The organism is Bifidobacterium sp. UTCIF-38, from assembly GCF_006454495.1.
GTDB lineage: Bacteria > Actinomycetota > Actinomycetes > Actinomycetales > Bifidobacteriaceae > Bifidobacterium > Bifidobacterium callitrichos.
Genome location: NZ_JFAL01000023.1, coordinates 66,501 through 82,115, shown reverse-complemented (window position 1 = coordinate 82,115; position 15,615 = coordinate 66,501). Strand labels below are relative to the sequence as shown.

The window sequence follows — 15,615 nt, the reverse complement described above, 5'->3', positions numbered from 1 at the left end:
CGAAGGGCTCCGGTCCCACTTTTACGGGGATCGGAGCCCTTCGCGTTGCTGCGATGAGATCAGGATCTTCGCACTGGCGATCAGCCGAAGAACATGGTGAACAGCCAGCAGCCGATGATCGCGCCGACGATCGGGGCAACGACCGGGATCCACGCCTCACCCCAACGCGAGGAGCCCTTGGACGGAATCGGCAGGATGGCGTGCAGCACTCGCGGCATGAGGTCGCGGGCCGGGTTCAGGCCAGGGCCGGTCGGGCCGCCCATGGAGGTCACAAGACCCCACACGATGAAGCCGACGACGATCGCGGCCGCGGCCGGATCCTTCTCGCCCCACGGGTCCAGCAGGCAGCACAGCGCGCCGAAGACGAGCACGAGCGTGCCGAACATCTCGTTGAGGAAGTAGTTGACCTTCTTGTCATCCGCATCGCTGGTGCAGAAGGTGGCGAAGATGGCGTCCGCATCCTCGGTCTCCTTGTAGTGCGGGTAGTAGGTCAGGTAGACGATGAACTGGCCGAGAGCGGCGCCCAGCAGCTGGGCGACGATGTACGGCATCACGTCGCTCCACGGGAACAGGCCGTTGACGGCCTGCGCGATGGTCATAGCCGGGTTGATGTGCGCGCCGGAGATCGCACCGAACATGAGCACCGGGAACATCACACCGAAGCCGTAGCCCATGGCGATGTTGAGCCAACCGGCGTGATGGCCCTTGGTGTTCTTGAGCTCGACGTTGGCCACGGAGCCGTTGCCGAAGATCATCAGAATGGCGGTGCCGAAGAACTCGGCGGCCAATTTGGTCATGAGGGAGTATTCCACTGCTCTTCTTTTCCTCTTGTGTCGTGATTGCGGTACAGCGCATTGGTAAGACGACAATGCGACGGAGACGCAACATGCGTCAGGCAAACGCCCTAAGTGTACGCCGAGGGCTGAACCGGGCTCAATCCACCACACAATGAAAAAGGCACCGATCTGAAGTCGGTGCCTTAGTTGTGCCCCCGCAGGGATTCGAACCCTGGACACGCTGATTAAGAGTCAGCTGCTCTAACCAACTGAGCTACAGGGGCATTGGTTAGACATTGAAGTGTTCCTTGCAACAGGTGATTAATATACACGACTTTGGTCTTGACGCAACTCGCCCACTCCCCCGCGTGTCGCGCCACCCGGACCCCGTTCGATCCTGCAGGATCGAACGTCTCACGCACTCCCGCAGCTCGCAGAACGTTGGGCATAAACGAAAAAGGCACCGACCTGAAGTCGGTGCCTTGATTGTGCCCCCGCAGGGATTCGAACCCTGGACACGCTGATTAAGAGTCAGCTGCTCTAACCAACTGAGCTACAGGGGCATTGGTTAGATGTTGAAGTGTTCCTTGCAACAGGTGATTAATATACACGCATTTCATCTGAGCGCAACCTTCGGCGTGTCGCGCTCCCGCCGCGGGTCCGCGACCGCCTGATTCACGGACCAACGGCGCATCTCAACACAACGCAGGATACTGGCGAGAGAATCCCGTCACGGTGTAACGACATTCTCTCGCCGAGAAATCGCCCCCACGCATATACGAGAACCCCGCTGCCTCGTGCGCATTAACGCGCGCGAATGCAGCGGGGTTCTCAGTGCTTAAGCTCAGACCTGCAGTCTGATGGGGTCCGGCGATGCCTCATCGCGACAGGGCGCGTGAGAGCGACTCGCCGGAATCAATCACTCGGCGACGACCTTGACGAAGAACTTCGCGGAGATCTCCGGGTGGAGCTGGACCTCAGCCGGGAACTCACCGGTGGTCTTGATGGACTCGACGGTGATGGACTTCGGATCGACCGGAGCCTTGTCGAGCAGGGCCATCGCGATGGCTTCCTTGGAGATGGAGCCGAACAGCTTGCCGGACTCGGACACCTTGGCGGCGATCTCGACGGCGGAGCCCTCGATGGCGGCCTTGGCGGCGACGGCGTCCTCGCGGGTGGCGACGGCCTTGGCCAGACGAGCGCGCTTCATGGCGACGATCTGGGCCTCGGCACCCTTGTTCCACGCGAAGGCGAGGCCCTGCGGGACGAGGAAGTTGCGGGCGTAACCGGCCTTGACCTCGACGACGTCACCGGAGTGACCGAGGTTGGCAACGGTCTGAGTGAGAATAACCTTGGTATCAGCCATGTTCTTCAGCTCCTAACTCAGCGACCGGACGTGGCGTACGGCAGCAGGGCCATCTCGCGGGCGTTCTTGATCGCCTTCGCGAGCTCACGCTGCTCCTGCACGGTCACACCAGTGATACGACGGGAACGGATCTTGCCGCGATCGGAAATGAACTTGCGCAGCAGCGCGACGTCCTTGTAATCGATCTCGGTGACCTTGGCGGCCTTCAGCGGGTTCGGCTTCTTCTTGAACGGCTTGACCGGCGGTTGCGGCCTCTTGCGTGACATGATGTTCTCCTTATTTACGATGTGATGCTTGGAAGTTTCGGACGCATGGCGCCCTGTGCGTTAAGAATCATTGGCCAGCGCGAATGCGACTGGCTGGATATCGGACCGGACCGGGAACCGGGATCAGAACTCGGGATCGTCGTCGGAGCCGCCACCGAAATCGGAGGAGCCGCCGAACGTCGAGAAGCTCGAGCCGGAGCCGGCGTCGCTGCTCCACGGATCGGCCGCGGGAGCCTGGCTCTGCGCCGGAGCGGACGGGGCCTGCGCAGCGGTCTGCTGACCGCCGCCGAAGGAGCCGCCACCCTGGTAGCCGTTGCCGCCGGAGTAGCTGGCACCGCCGGAATAGCCGCCGTTGCCGCCGTTGCCGTATCCGCCGTTGTTACCGGCGAATCCGCCATTGCCGCCCTGACGACCCACGAAGCCGCCCTGACCGGACGACTGGCGGGTCACCTGAGCGGTGGCGTACCGCAGGGAGGGGCCGATCTCGTCGATCGTCATCTCCACGACGGTGCGGTTGGAGCCGTCCTGCGCCTGATAGGAGCGCTGCTGCAAACGACCCTGCGCGATCACGCGCATGCCCTTGGACAGGGACTGCGCGCAGTGATCGGCGAGGTCACGCCACGCGGAGCAGCGCATGAACAGCGCCTGACCGTCCTCGAACTGGCCGGACTGGCGGTTGTACGTGCGCGGCGTCGACGCGATGGTGAAGCTCGCCACGGTCGCGCCGGAACCGATGGTTCGCAGCTCGGGATCCGCGGTGAGATTGCCGATGATGGTGATCGTGGTTTCGCCTGCCATGACGCTACCTTCTTATCCATATCCAGCGCGAACGCTGGGCTAACGCTTTACGCTTTACTTGGCGTCCTTACGAAGGATCTTCGTACGGATCACGGACTCGTTGAGGTTGAGGACACGGTCGAGCTCATCGCTGACAGCGGGCTCGGCGGTGTAGGTCACCACGACGTAGTTGCCTTCGGTCTTACCGGCGATCTCGTAGGCGAGCTTGCGACGGCCCCAGTAATCGGGCTCATCGACAACGGCGCCCTCCTTGGTGACGAGCTCGAGATACTGCTCGGTCAGCTTCTTCAGACCGCGCTCATCCAGCTCAGGATCGGCGATGAACATCAGTTCGTACTTGTGCGCAGACATCACCCACCTCCTTCGGACTATTCGGCCACGGACTTTCCGCGGCAGGAGTGTGCTTACGCGTTACTGTTCCGCGGCCGCGAGGGCCACAAAACACAACTTCACCAAGATAACGCATCGGTGCGACATGAACACACGCGCAACGCCCGCGGGCTTTTCCCAAGGCCCCTAGTACACTGGTGAGAAGCTGTTTCGAGGGCCCGGCGCCATCGCGCCGACCCGATGGCCCGATATAGGCACACTGACATTACGTACGCGGAAAAAACACGAAGGACGGAAACGAAACATGTCGTCGCTGCTTGAAGGCACTCCGGACAAACGTATGGCGCTGGTCACCGGCCGCGCATACCCCGAGCTGGCTGATCAGGTCGCCGCGTGCCTCGGCACGAAGGTGCTTGAGACCACGGCCTATGACTTCGCCAATGGCGAGATGTACGTGCGCTTCACCGAACCGGTGCGCGGCGCGGACATTTTCGTGCTGCAATGCCACTCCGGACTGATCAACAAGTGGATCATGGAGCAGCTCATCATGATCGACGCCCTCAAGCGTGCCTCCGCCCGCACGATCACCGTGGTCGCGCCGTTCATGGGCTACTCGCGCCAGGACAAGAAGCATCAGGGACGTGAACCCATCACCGCGCGTCTCATCTACGATCTGTTCCGCACCGCCGGCGCCGACCGCATCATGACGGTCGATCTGCACGCCGCCCAGGAGCAGGGCTTCTTCGACGCGCCCGTCGACCATCTGACCGCCACCCCCGTGCTCATCGACTACGTGCGCAACCACATGCCGCTGGAGAACACCACCGTCGTCTCCCCCGACGCCGGCCGTATCAAGGTGTCCGAGCGCTGGGCCGCGAAGCTCGGCGGCGTTCCGCTCGCGTTCATCCACAAGACGCGCGACATCACGCGCCCGAACCATGCGGTCGCCCACGGCATCATCGGCGACGTGCTCGATCGCGACTGCGTGGTCGTCGACGACATGATCGACACCGCCGGCACGATCTGCGAGGCCGTGCGCGCGCTGCGCGAGGCCGGCGCCCGCTCCGTCACGCTGGTGGCGACGCACGGCCTGCTCTCCGGCCCGGCCGTCGAGCGTCTGTCCAAGTGCGGCGCGAAGGAGATCGTGCTGATGGACACCGTGCCGATCCCCGAGGAGAAGCGACTGCCGAATATGACCGTGCTGTCCGTCGCGCCGCTGCTGGCCGCGGGCATCCGCTCCGTGTTCGAGGAGGGTTCCGTCCAGACGCTGCTGGAGGGCCTGCCGGACGACATGCGTCCGCGTAGCATCTACGCGTGAGGGGTGATCGGTTGATCACCACGTTCGATTTCACGACGGTTCCCGAACGCCACGGCCATGACGCATTGGCCGTCGACGCCATAGGGCAGAAGAACGGCATGGCGCCGGGAGCGCCGATGCCCGGATTCGACGCGATTCCGATGTGGGTCGCGGATATGAACTTCGCGACCGCGCCATCTATCACCCGTGCGATCGCACGTCGCCTCGAGCACCCGCTGTTCGGCTATTTCGAGCCGACCGACCGGTACTTCGATGCGATCATCGACTGGCAGGCCCGGCGCAACGACGTGAAGGGGCTCAGGCCCGAACACATCGGGTACGAGAACGGCGTGCTCGGCGGATTGGTGTCGGCGCTGCGCGCGTTCGCCGCGCCGGGCGAGTCGATCCTCGTGCACTCCCCCACGTACATCGGCTTCACGCATGCGATCGAGGGCACCGGATACCGCATCGAGCACAGCCCGTTGAAACGCGACGCCGACGGCGTGTGGCGCATGGACTACGAGGACATGGATCGCAGGCTCAAGGCCGGCAACATCCACGTCGCCGTGTTCTGCTCGCCGCACAATCCGACCGGCCGCGTGTGGGAGCGCGAGGAGATCGAGCGGGCGATGGAGGTGTATCGCGCGAACGAATGCGTGGTCATCTCCGACGAGATCTGGTCGGATCTGATCCTTGACACGCATCACCACATCCCGACGCAGTCGGTGAGCGAGGATGCGCGCAATCGCACGATCGCGCTCTACGCGCCAAGCAAGACGTTCAATCTGGCCGGACTGATCGGCAGTTATCACATCGTCTACGACAGATACCTGCGCGATCGGCTGGAATCGTCCGGCGCACGCACGGGATACAACCATATGAACGTGCTGTCGATGCACGCGCTCATCGGCGCGTACTCGGAGGACGGCGAGGCGTGGCTCGACGAGCTGCTCAAGGTGCTGTCGCACAACCTGCGCACCGGATTCGAGTATTTCGACGCGATCAAGGGCGTGGAGCTCGCACGGCCGCAGGGCACGTACATGCTGTTCCTCGATTGCTCCGGATGGTGCCGAACGCACGGACTGACGATGGACGAGCTGCTCAGACAGGGCTGGGACGTCGGCGTCGCCTGGCAGGACGGCCGCCCGTTCGGTGGATCGCACACGGTCAGGATGAACTTCGCGCTGCCGCTCACGCGCGTCGAGGAGGCGCTCAAGCGACTGGACGAACACGTCTTCGTGAGCTGAATCGCACCCCCATCGCACTTCTCATACAACTCTCAGGAAACGCGCATGAAGCGTTGAAGAAGATGCGGTTATATAGGAATTGCAGTCGAACAGACCGCAACAACTGAACTTCCTTCTTCTCCTTTCTTCTCCTCTCTCGAAAGCCCGGCCCCGATCGGCCGGGCTTTCAGCGTTGTACGCTCTGCAAGCTGGCGGTCACCTGCTGCTCGACGCGGTCGTAGGCGTTGGAAAGGATCATGTTGCCGGGAACGGTGGTCAGCAGGAACGCCAGCACCGCACCGATCACGGCCACGATCACCCCCTTGATGATCTTCACGACAATCCTGAAGATCACGTACGCGACGGCCGCGCCGACGGCGACGCTCAGCAGCGTGCGCACCTCCTGCGGCAGCGTGCCGTACCACACCACGAACCGGTCCACGGCGGACAGGTCGAGATTCGACAGATCGACGTTCCTCAGGTCGACGGCGGAGATGGCGGAGACGGCGGAGGCCAAAACGGTCAGATGCATGATTCGTTTCCCCTTTCACGGATAATCATTCACGGATGTCTACAGATGTTCACGGATGGTATCTCATCGGACGGCAATTCACACGAATGTGAAGGCCGAAATCAAGCGACAGGGCTATCATATGCGCAAGGTTGGTACGCGCTAGGACGACGGCCTTGGCAATGGCGAAATCGCAGTCCTCGCGCGTGGACGCACGCGGATGGCTCGCAGATCTCACGGATCTCACAGATCTCACGGATAAGGAGGACTGATCATGACGTTCACTCAGGAGCAGATCGCCTATCTCGAATCGTTGCCGGCCGTCGCGCGCGCCAGTGCGACGCGGATCAGGTACGCCGACGACTTCCGCCGCGCATGCCTCGAACGCTACCGTCACGGCGAAAGCCCGACGGCGCTGTTCCGCGAGGCCGGGCTCGACCCGAAACTGGTCGGATACAAGCGCATCGAACGCTGCTTCGCACGGTGGAAGCGGCAGGAGCTGGAGCTGTCGGGCGGGATCGACGGCGGTGATGCGATGACCGGCGATCAGGCGGCGAGCGCGACATCCCGCGGAATGACCCCCCCCCCGCTTCAGTTCTCGTTCGGCAGGACCCTTTCGCAAAGGACGATTTCGACGCTGATCACGGCGACGGCGCTCCTGACACGAGCGTTTCGGCGGCGGACATCCGGATCGCCGGCGAACCGGACGAGAAACCGGGCGAGTCGGACGAACCGGATGAATCGGACGAGGAACCGAACGAAATAGACGAACCGATCGCCGAACCCGTTGACGAACCCGTTCGCGAATCGGCTGATGAATCAGCCGACGGACAGCCTGCCGACGGACAGCCTGCCGATCCGCGAGACGAGATCATCGCCCGCCAGAAACGGCTCATCGAGGAACTCGAACGTGAGATACGAGAACTGACCCGCGAACGCGATCGCAATCACAGCAAGACGGGCGACTGATACGAGCCCGCATCGGCGCCCCGCGCAACGCCGTTTCACTTCATGGCTTGAATTGTCGTGTCACGACGTGTATCTTGGCAATGTTGCCCCTCTAGCTCAACGGTTAGAGCAGCGTCCTTTTAAGTCGTGGGTTGTGGGTTCGAATCCCACGGGGGGCACCACGAAACCCTTGGAATCATTACGGTTCCAAGGGTTTTTCACTACCTATTACTTGCCTTCCGAGACAACATTAGACAACATGAGCGCGGATGCTCGACGCTTCTCCAGTGCCGACGCCACCTCGTCCAGCCGGTCGGGCCACAACGCGGCGTACTCGTTGAGCGTCGTACGCACGTCGTCATGTCATGGCCGGCAGCACCCCCGTGCGGGCATGCTCCGATGCTCGAGATGCGGACGGAAGTGCCCGGGACTATGAACGTGGCGGCATTCCTGCGCCGCTGACGCCACCAGGATTCCGGCTGCTGGCGGGTCGAGCCGCCATTTGCGCACGCCCCCATGGTCCGTTGTCGGCAGTCTCGCGAGGGACTCAGTGCAGCCAAGGCCGATTCCGTCCCTGAGTCCCGCAAATCCGTGGGACTCAGCGCGATTCCCCACGTTTTTCACGCTGAGTCCCACGACAACCCCGCCCGCACCGTCACCGGACCGGAAACGCCCCGTCAACACCGCCATGAAACGGCGGAATTCCAACGATTCCCATTCCACGACCGACAGTCGGTCGTAGAACGGGCGTTCAGGCCGTGGGACTCAGCGACGAAATCGCCCATAACCGCATTGAATCCCCCGGATTCATGGGACTCAGCGCGATTTCCCGCGATTCTCGCGCTGAGTCCCGCGAGACGGGCGGACAAAACGAGCAGGGAACGCAACAAACACGACGAGAAACAGCTCTACCGGGCTTGGTAGCTCAGGGAACTCCGGGGCCGAATTGAAGCACTGGGTGTTCCAGACGTCCCGCTCGCACATTCCCGAGATCGTCGAACTCTCACGCAAGATCAGACGCCGCTCCGACAACCTCAGGACGATCGAGCCGGGCCACTCGAACGGAAGACTCGAGGCGCTCAACAATCGGATCAAGGTCGCCATCCGCATGACCTATGGCTTCCGCCGCGTGAACAACCTCATCGCCCTGATCACGCTCCGATGAAGCGACCTCGGCATTCGGGGCGTCACGCCTTAGCCTGAACCGTTCATACGCGTCATAACCACGGTCTATATCCTGCGTGCGCGAAATCACGCATTCCACGCGGTACGCCCTTGACGAAAGCCCCTCGCCCGCGGCTACGATAAGAACCATGAGTGAAGAACCCACATGGATCAATCCGTTGCGCGATCCGCGCGACCTGCGATTGCCCCGCATCGCCGGACCGTGCAGTCTGGTCATCTTCGGCGTCACGGGCGATCTGGCGCAGAAGAAGCTGCTGCCGGCCGTGTACGATCTCGCGAACCGCGGTCTGCTGCCGCCGAGTTTCGGCCTGACCGGTTTCGCGCGACGCGACTGGACGCAGGAGCATTTCATCGAATTCGTCAAGACCGCGGTCAAGGCCCGTTGCCGCACTCCGTTCAAGGAGTCGACCTGGAAGAACCTCGCCGCCGGCATCCGCTTCGTGCAGGGCACGTTCGACGACCCGGAGGCGTTCGAGCGACTGAGCGCCACCGTGCAGGAGCTCGACCGCGACCGCGGCACGCGCGGCAATCACGCGTTCTACATGTCCGTGCCGCCGCGCGCGTTCCCGATCGTCGCCAAGCAGCTGGCGGCCTCCGGATTGTCACGCTCGAGTGAGGGCGCGTGGCGACGCGTCATCATCGAGAAGCCGTTCGGCCATGACCTCGCCAGCGCCAAGGAGCTCGATCGCGTCGTTTCCGAGGTGTTTGATCCGAGCTCGGTGTTCCGCATCGACCACTACCTCGGCAAGGAGACCGTGCAGAACCTGCTCGCGTTGCGCTTCGCCAACTCGATGTACGAGCCGATCTGGAACGCGAACTACGTCGATCACGTGCAGATCACGATGGCCGAGGACATCGGCATCGGCGGCCGCGCCGGCTACTACGACGGCATCGGCGCCGCGCGCGACGTCATCCAGAACCACCTGCTCCAGCTCATGGCCCTGACCGCCATGGAGGAGCCGGTGAGCTTCACCGCCAAGGACCTGACGGCGGAGAAGACCAAGGTGCTCTCCGCCGTGCGTCTGCCCAAGGACCTTTCGCTGCACACCGCCCGCGGCCAGTACGCGAAGGGCTGGCAAGGCTCGCACGAGGTCGTCGGCTATCTGGAGGAGAAGGGCATCGACCCGAAGTCGACCACGGAGACGTACGCCGCCATCGAATTGGACATCGACACGCGCCGCTGGGCCGGCGTGCCGTTCTACCTGCGCTGCGGCAAGCGCCTCGGCAAGCGTGTCACCGAGATCGCCGTCGTGTTCAAGCGCGCGCCGCACCTGCCGTTCGAGCAGACCGCCGTGCGCGAGCTCGGCAAGAACGCGATCGTCATCCGCGTCCAGCCGGACGAGGGCGTGACCATGCGATTCGGCGCGAAGGTCCCCGGCGGCTCCACGATGGAGGTCCGCGACGTCAACATGGACTTCAGCTACGGCCGCTCCTTCACCGAGAACTCCCCCGAGGCCTACGAGCGACTGATCCTCGACGTGCTGCTCGGCGATCCGCCGCTGTTCCCGACCACCGAAGAGGTGAACCTCAGCTGGGAGATCCTCGATCCGATTGAAGACTTCTGGTCCACGCTCGGTCAGCCGCAGCCCTACCGTGCAGGCACGTGGGGTCCGGCCGAGGCCGACGAGATGCTGGCGCGCGAGGGCCGCCACTGGAGGATGCCATGATCATCGATATGCCGAACACGCGTACGCGCGAAATCGCCCACAAGATCGAACAGCTGCACGAGGAGCGCGGCGAGTCGGCGACCGGCCGCGTGCTGACGCTGCTCATCGCCACCGACGACTCCGATCTGGAGCACGCGCTCGCCATTGCGAACGCGGCCAGCCGCGAGCACCCGTGCCGCGTGATCGCGATCGTGCCGGACAAGACGGCCAACAGCACCAACGGTGCCAACGGCAACGGCGATGACGATGTCAAGGCGATGGAGAAGACCGACAATCCGGCGGTCGACCTGACCGACGGCCCCGCGGGATCGAACCTCAACGCGCAGGTGCGCTTCGGCGCGGACGCCGGCGCGGGTGAGATCATCATCCTGCGTCCCCGCAACGGGCTCATCAATCACCCGGACACGCTCGTCATCCCGCTGCTCGTGCCGGACGTGCCGGTCGTGGCGTGGTGGCCGACCACCGCCCCGTCGAACCCGTCGAAGGACCTCATGGGTGCGATGGCCCGCAGCCGTCTCACCGACGCGATGCACTCCAACAACCCGGAGGCGACGATCGAACGCCTGCGCCGCAACTGGACACCCGAGGACGTCGACCTGTCGTGGACGCGACTGACCGTCTGGCGCGCGATGCTCGCCTCGATGCTCGACCAGCCGCCGCACCTGCCGATCACCGCCGTGAAGGTGAGCGGCCCGAAGGAGTTCCTGCCCATGGATCTCCTGTGCGCATGGCTGCGACTCAAGCTCGGAGTGCCGGTCGACGTGGAATACGTGGATGACGCCGAAGCCGTCACTGGCGTGTACCTGACGCGCGCCGACGGCGTGGTGTCGCTGGAACGCCCGTACGAGGATCAGGCGCTGATCTCGATGCCCGGTCAGACGCCGCAGCCGATCTCCGTGCCGGTGCGCACGATCGAGGACTGCCTGACCGAGGAGCTGCGTCGCATCGACCCGGATGAGATCTACGCCGAGGTCATCAACGAAGGATGGGACCTGATTCGTCACTGAATCGATTGTCATCGAACGGAATCGCAAAGGAGTTGATCCATGGCTAACCGCACACTCATCGTCTACCCGAACAAGGATCTGATGATCCAGGCCGGCGCGCAGCGACTCACGTTGACGCTGCTGGATCTGCTCGCCGAGCGACTGCCCGACGGCAGCCGGCGCAATCGCGTCGACGTCGCGCTCTCCGGTGGTTCGGCCGCCCAGCCGCTCGGGCTGGTGCTTGCCGATCCGCTGGCGGCGTCCATCGACTGGTCGCGCGTCCACTTCTGGTGGAGCGACGAACGGTTCGTGCCGGCCGATTCCGCCGATCGCAACGCGCTTGAGGCCCGACGACTGCTGCTCGACCAGCTGGTCGCCGACGGCAGGCTGCCGGAATCGAACATCCACGAAATAGCGCCGGACGTGCGCCCGGCGGACGAGATCGCGAAGGTCACGGCCGACGCGGCCTCCACCGACGAGTTCGTGCGATCGGCCGCGGACGCCGAGAACAACGCGTTGCTCGACGCGGCGGCCCATGCGTATGAGGACGAGCTGACGCGCGAACTCGGACCGGAACCGGTCATCGATCTGATGATCCTCGGCATGGGGCCGGACGGCCATTACGCCTCGCTGTTCCCGGCGTCGTCCGGTCACCACGAGGTCGAGGTGCGCGATCGCATCGCCGTGGGCGTGAGCCACTCGCCGAAGATGCCGCCGCTGCGCGTCTCGCTGTCCGCGCCGCTGATCGCGCGATCGCATCGTACGTGGTTCTTCGCGGCCGGTGCCGGCAAGGCCGAATCGCTCGCGCACGTGTTCGCGGGCGCGGACAAGGGCGGCGATCCGGAGTACCCGTCGTCGTTCGCCGGCGGCGTGGACGAGTTCATCTGGTTCTCCACCGAGGAGACCGTCGTCAAGCTGTGACGGGCCGATGTGGCTAACGGGGCTCAGGGATAGTCCATCGGTCGATGACATAGGCACCAGCCCTGTGTCCCCGGCTTCCCCGAGGACACAGGGCACAGCCCAAAGCCCAAACCACAGACCACTAGGTTTTCCGAGGACTATCCGCTCGAACTAGACAAAGATCCCCGAGGATACCCCTCCCAACCACGGACCACTAGGTTTTCCGAGGACACAGCCCCAAGACCCAATCCACAACACCCAACCCAATCCACGGACAATAACCTCCCGAGGACATAAGCCCAGCCCCAAGGGGAGCTTCTCTCCTCCTCAGCGTCACTTATTCCCGAAATAACCCGACACCCCGGGAATAAGTGACGCTGCCTCCAACTCAGCGTCACTTATTCCCGCGAAGTGGATTATTTTCGGGAATATGTGACGCTACCTTAAACTCAACGTCACTTATTCCCGCGGAGCGGATTGTTCTCGGGAATATGTGACGCTGAGTTTGACAGCGGGGACAAACACCGGGCGCAGCAAACTCGCAGCAACTAACAGGGACACGAGAGAATCCAAGATATAGAAAACGGTTCCGTGAATGGCCGATCTCACCGATCGCCGTTCATGGAACCGTTTTCGTTGTTCGGATGATCGCCACACAGCAACAAACGGGAGCATGGGGAGAATCCGTGATGGCCGATCTCACCGAACTTGCAAGGGTTGGCGACAGAATTCAACTCTTTTCGTTGCACTTCATGCGTTGCTGCCTGCCACTCAACGCTTCAAACCATGAGAATTGCGTTGCATGGCAGAAATCAGCAGAAATCAGTGCCGCTCAACGCAAATTTCACTGTTTTTTACGTTGAACGGCACAGAAGACAATGATCCCAGAAATTGACGTATCGTCAAAATGGCTATTTTCCAACGATCCCAGATATGGAGATCGCTGACTTGATAAGACGATGGGAGAGCCGACTGCCGTTCAACGAGAAAATCGTCGAAAATTGCATTACGCGGCAGAGGTCTGTGCCGCTCAACGTGATTTTCGACGATTATTGCGTTGAGTGGCAGGAGTTCGTGAATATGGTGCATCGGCCGCTACGCAGCGACCACAACGCAGACTATCCACACGCTCACACGGCCCACTTTCATTTAAATACACACAGCACTAGTCCCTATGCAGTGACCACAACGAGTGCCGCAGATTCACGAGCGCTCCTCCGGCGAGCCCCCCTCCCAGTGCCGGGGTGGCGGTATAGCCGCCACCCACCGAGAACCGGTCGGACGGTCCATAGGACTGTCCTCAAGCCGAAAACCGAAAAATCGAGGCGACTCCTCGATCCCCGGCTGAACCGATTCGATCGGCAATTACCGACTTGTCTTACGGCGAGACCCACTGCTGGCTCGGCGATGAACCGCCTCACACCCGAAGAGGCCGGGAAGCCCACCGGGCTTCCCTAAGCCTGAAATCGAAGGAGTCTCACTCCTCGATCTCAGGCTTGCCTTCTTCGATCCGTAATTATGGACTCGCCTTCGGCGAGACCCACTGCTGGGTTGGCAGCATAGCCGCCAACCACCGAACCGGTCGGACAGTCCACCGGACTGTCCTCAAGCCGGGAATCGAGGCTACTCCTCGATTTCCGGCTTGTCCGGTTCGGCCCACAGCGTGTGGAACACGCCCGGCTTATCGACGCGGCCGTAGGTGTGGGCACCGAAGAGGTCGCGCTGGGACTGAGTCAGGGCGGTGGGCAGGCGCTTGGAGCGCAGGCCGTCGTAGTAGGCCAGGGAGCTGGAGAACACCGGGGTCGGAATACCGGCCTCGATCGCCTTGACGATCACGCGGCGCCACGCATCCTGCGATTCGCCGATGATCTTCTCGAAGTACGGGTCAAACAGCAGCGAGGCCGGCGGGTTGTCGCCCTTGAACGCCTCGGTGATGCGATCGAGCAGGAACTGCGCGCGGATGATGCAGCCGCCGCGCCAGATGCGAGCCACCTCGGACAGGTTGATGTCCCAGCCGTAGGTCTTCGCACCGTCCTGGATCTCGTTGAGGCCCTGGGCGTAGGCGACGACCTTGGAGGCGAACAGCGCCTTGCGCACATCCTCGATGAACGCGGCCTTGTCCTCGCCGTCCAGATCGATGGTCTTGTTCGGACCGGCCAGACCCTCCTGCTGGGCGGCCTCGCGCAGCTCGCCATGGGAGGACAGGGCGCGGGCGAACACGGCCTCGCCGATCGCGGCGACCGGAGAGCCGAACTCGAGACCGGTCTGCACGGTCCACGTGCCGGTGCCCTTCATGCCGGCGTGGTCAACGACCACGTCCACGAACGGCTTGCCGGTGGCGGCATCCTTGTGATGCAGCACCTCGGCGGTGATCTCGATCAGGTAGGAGTCGAGATCGCCCTTGTTCCACTCGTCGAACACGTCGGCGATCTCCTCGGCGTCCATGCCGAGGCCACGGCGCAGGATGTCGTACGCCTCGCCGATGACCTGCATGTCGGCGTACTCGATGCCGTTGTGCACCATCTTGACGAAGTGGCCGGCGCCGTCGGTGCCGATGTGCGTCACGCACGGCTCACCGTTGACCTTCGCCGCGATCGACTCGAGGATCGGGCCCAGGGTCTTCCAGGATTCCACGGTGCCGCCGGGCATCAGGGACGGGCCGTTGAGCGCGCCCTCCTCACCGCCGGACACGCCGCAGCCGACGAAGTGGAAGCCCTTCGCGCGCACGGCCTTCTCACGCTTGATCGTGTCCTTGAAGAAGGAGTTGCCGCCGTCGACGATGATGTCGCCCGGCTCGAAGACCTCCTCGAGCTGCTCGATCACCGCGTCGGTCGGGGCGCCGGCCTTGACCATGATGATCGCGGTGCGCGGGCGCTTCAGGGATGCGGCGAACTCCTCCAGCGTCTTCGCCGGCACGAACGCGCCCTCGGAGCCGTGCTCCTCCATCAGCTTCTCGGTGCGCGAGTAGTGACGGTTGAACAGGGCCACCGTATTGCCGTGGTGCGCCAGATTGCGCGCCAGATTCGAGCCCATCGCGGCCAATCCGATCACACCGATGTTTGCCGTAGCTTCGGCCATTGCATTGCCTTTCAGTCGACTGACAACAATACTTACGGGGACATGTCCGCGCGAACGTGGCGTGCGGAGATCCCCCACAGTCCCGAGTCTATCGCCGCGTGCGGCCTAAGGCGAGGGGCGTCTTACCCGCGGCGGAATCCGTTTGCGGCGGATCTGCCGTCGGATACGTCGGCCACGGACGACCACGGGACCACGGATGAGCACGGGAACGCGGACAAGCATCGGAAGCGAATCGTCACGTCGAGCGGTTGAAGTGGTTGAATAGAAGGCACATGAATCGG

General features: G+C 63.0%; 16 protein-coding genes and 3 tRNA genes. 9 read left to right on the top strand and 10 right to left on the bottom strand.

What is annotated here, in order from left to right; all coding sequences use genetic code 11:
• Window positions 1–80 precede the first annotated feature (80 nt).
• From BW11_RS08140 to rpsF, 7 genes are all read right to left on the bottom strand, one after another.
• The gene (locus BW11_RS08140; RefSeq protein WP_043167238.1) at window positions 81–812 is read right to left on the bottom strand and encodes an MIP/aquaporin family protein; all 732 of its coding nucleotides are present in this window, start codon (window positions 810–812) and stop codon (window positions 81–83) included.
• Between the two features lie 174 nt (window positions 813–986).
• Window positions 987–1,060 (bottom strand) — tRNA-Lys (locus tag BW11_RS08135).
• Window positions 1,061–1,265: 205 nt separating this feature from the next.
• Window positions 1,266–1,339, bottom strand: a tRNA-Lys gene (locus tag BW11_RS08130).
• 356 nt (window positions 1,340–1,695) lie between these two features.
• Window positions 1,696–2,142, bottom strand: a complete 447-nt coding sequence (gene rplI / locus BW11_RS08125; RefSeq protein ID WP_140445241.1) for a 50S ribosomal protein L9 — start codon at window positions 2,140–2,142, stop codon at window positions 1,696–1,698.
• A gap of 17 nt (window positions 2,143–2,159) precedes the next feature.
• Window positions 2,160–2,408 (bottom strand): 30S ribosomal protein S18, encoded by a 249-nt coding sequence (rpsR, locus tag BW11_RS08120; RefSeq protein WP_093961239.1) that lies wholly within the window; start codon window positions 2,406–2,408, stop codon window positions 2,160–2,162.
• A gap of 123 nt (window positions 2,409–2,531) precedes the next feature.
• Window positions 2,532–3,206: a single-stranded DNA-binding protein gene (locus BW11_RS08115; RefSeq protein WP_107043823.1), complete on the bottom strand. Its 675-nt coding sequence runs from the start codon at window positions 3,204–3,206 to the stop codon at window positions 2,532–2,534.
• A 54-nt stretch (window positions 3,207–3,260) separates the two neighbouring features.
• The gene (gene rpsF / locus BW11_RS08110; protein ID WP_043167353.1) at window positions 3,261–3,557 is read right to left on the bottom strand and encodes a 30S ribosomal protein S6; all 297 of its coding nucleotides are present in this window, start codon (window positions 3,555–3,557) and stop codon (window positions 3,261–3,263) included.
• Between the two features lie 283 nt (window positions 3,558–3,840).
• Here rpsF and BW11_RS08105 point away from each other — a divergent pair, with 283 nt between their 5' ends.
• Entirely contained in the window at window positions 3,841–4,854 is a 1,014-nt protein-coding gene (locus BW11_RS08105) for a ribose-phosphate diphosphokinase (RefSeq protein ID WP_140445242.1), read from the top strand.
• Window positions 4,851–6,080, top strand: a complete 1,230-nt coding sequence (locus BW11_RS08100; protein WP_258231287.1) for a MalY/PatB family protein — start codon at window positions 4,851–4,853, stop codon at window positions 6,078–6,080. Before BW11_RS08105 ends, BW11_RS08100 begins: the two co-directional genes overlap by 4 nt.
• A gap of 166 nt (window positions 6,081–6,246) precedes the next feature.
• Here BW11_RS08100 and BW11_RS08095 read toward each other — a convergent pair whose 3' ends face one another.
• On the bottom strand, window positions 6,247–6,591 hold the full coding sequence (locus tag BW11_RS08095) for a hypothetical protein (RefSeq protein WP_140445243.1): 345 nt from the start codon (window positions 6,589–6,591) through the stop codon (window positions 6,247–6,249).
• Between the two features lie 253 nt (window positions 6,592–6,844).
• Here BW11_RS08095 and BW11_RS08090 point away from each other — a divergent pair, with 253 nt between their 5' ends.
• Window positions 6,845–7,336, top strand: a complete 492-nt coding sequence (locus BW11_RS08090) for a hypothetical protein (RefSeq protein WP_140476356.1) — start codon at window positions 6,845–6,847, stop codon at window positions 7,334–7,336.
• A 53-nt stretch (window positions 7,337–7,389) separates the two neighbouring features.
• On the opposite strand, the gene BW11_RS11875 is transcribed toward BW11_RS08090, so the two are convergent.
• Window positions 7,390–7,521: a hypothetical protein gene (locus BW11_RS11875; RefSeq protein ID WP_258184598.1), complete on the bottom strand. Its 132-nt coding sequence runs from the start codon at window positions 7,519–7,521 to the stop codon at window positions 7,390–7,392.
• Window positions 7,522–7,624: 103 nt separating this feature from the next.
• Here BW11_RS11875 and BW11_RS08085 point away from each other — a divergent pair.
• From BW11_RS08085 to BW11_RS11585, 6 genes are all read left to right on the top strand, one after another.
• A tRNA-Lys gene (locus BW11_RS08085) sits at window positions 7,625–7,700 on the top strand.
• Between the two features lie 764 nt (window positions 7,701–8,464).
• Entirely contained in the window at window positions 8,465–8,683 is a 219-nt protein-coding gene (locus tag BW11_RS08080; RefSeq protein ID WP_140445245.1) for a transposase, read from the top strand.
• A gap of 148 nt (window positions 8,684–8,831) precedes the next feature.
• Window positions 8,832–10,370 carry a glucose-6-phosphate dehydrogenase gene (gene zwf, locus BW11_RS08075; RefSeq protein ID WP_107043829.1) on the top strand — a complete coding sequence of 513 codons (1,539 nt, stop codon included), beginning with the start codon at window positions 8,832–8,834 and terminating at the stop codon, window positions 10,368–10,370.
• Window positions 10,367–11,377 (top strand): glucose-6-phosphate dehydrogenase assembly protein OpcA, encoded by a 1,011-nt coding sequence (locus BW11_RS08070; protein WP_043167361.1) that lies wholly within the window; start codon window positions 10,367–10,369, stop codon window positions 11,375–11,377. Before zwf ends, BW11_RS08070 begins: the two co-directional genes overlap by 4 nt.
• Window positions 11,378–11,416: 39 nt before the next feature.
• Complete coding sequence (gene pgl / locus BW11_RS08065) at window positions 11,417–12,277, top strand: 6-phosphogluconolactonase (protein ID WP_140445246.1); 861 nt, start codon at window positions 11,417–11,419, stop codon at window positions 12,275–12,277.
• A gap of 668 nt (window positions 12,278–12,945) precedes the next feature.
• A complete protein-coding gene (locus BW11_RS11585; protein WP_181162546.1) occupies window positions 12,946–13,119 on the top strand; it encodes a hypothetical protein in 174 nt (57 codons plus the stop codon).
• A gap of 760 nt (window positions 13,120–13,879) precedes the next feature.
• Here the strand turns inward: BW11_RS11585 and gndA are convergent.
• Window positions 13,880–15,334, bottom strand: coding sequence for an NADP-dependent phosphogluconate dehydrogenase (gndA, locus tag BW11_RS08060; protein ID WP_140445247.1), 1,455 nt, complete (start codon window positions 15,332–15,334; stop codon window positions 13,880–13,882).
• Window positions 15,335–15,615: the final 281 nt, after the last annotated feature.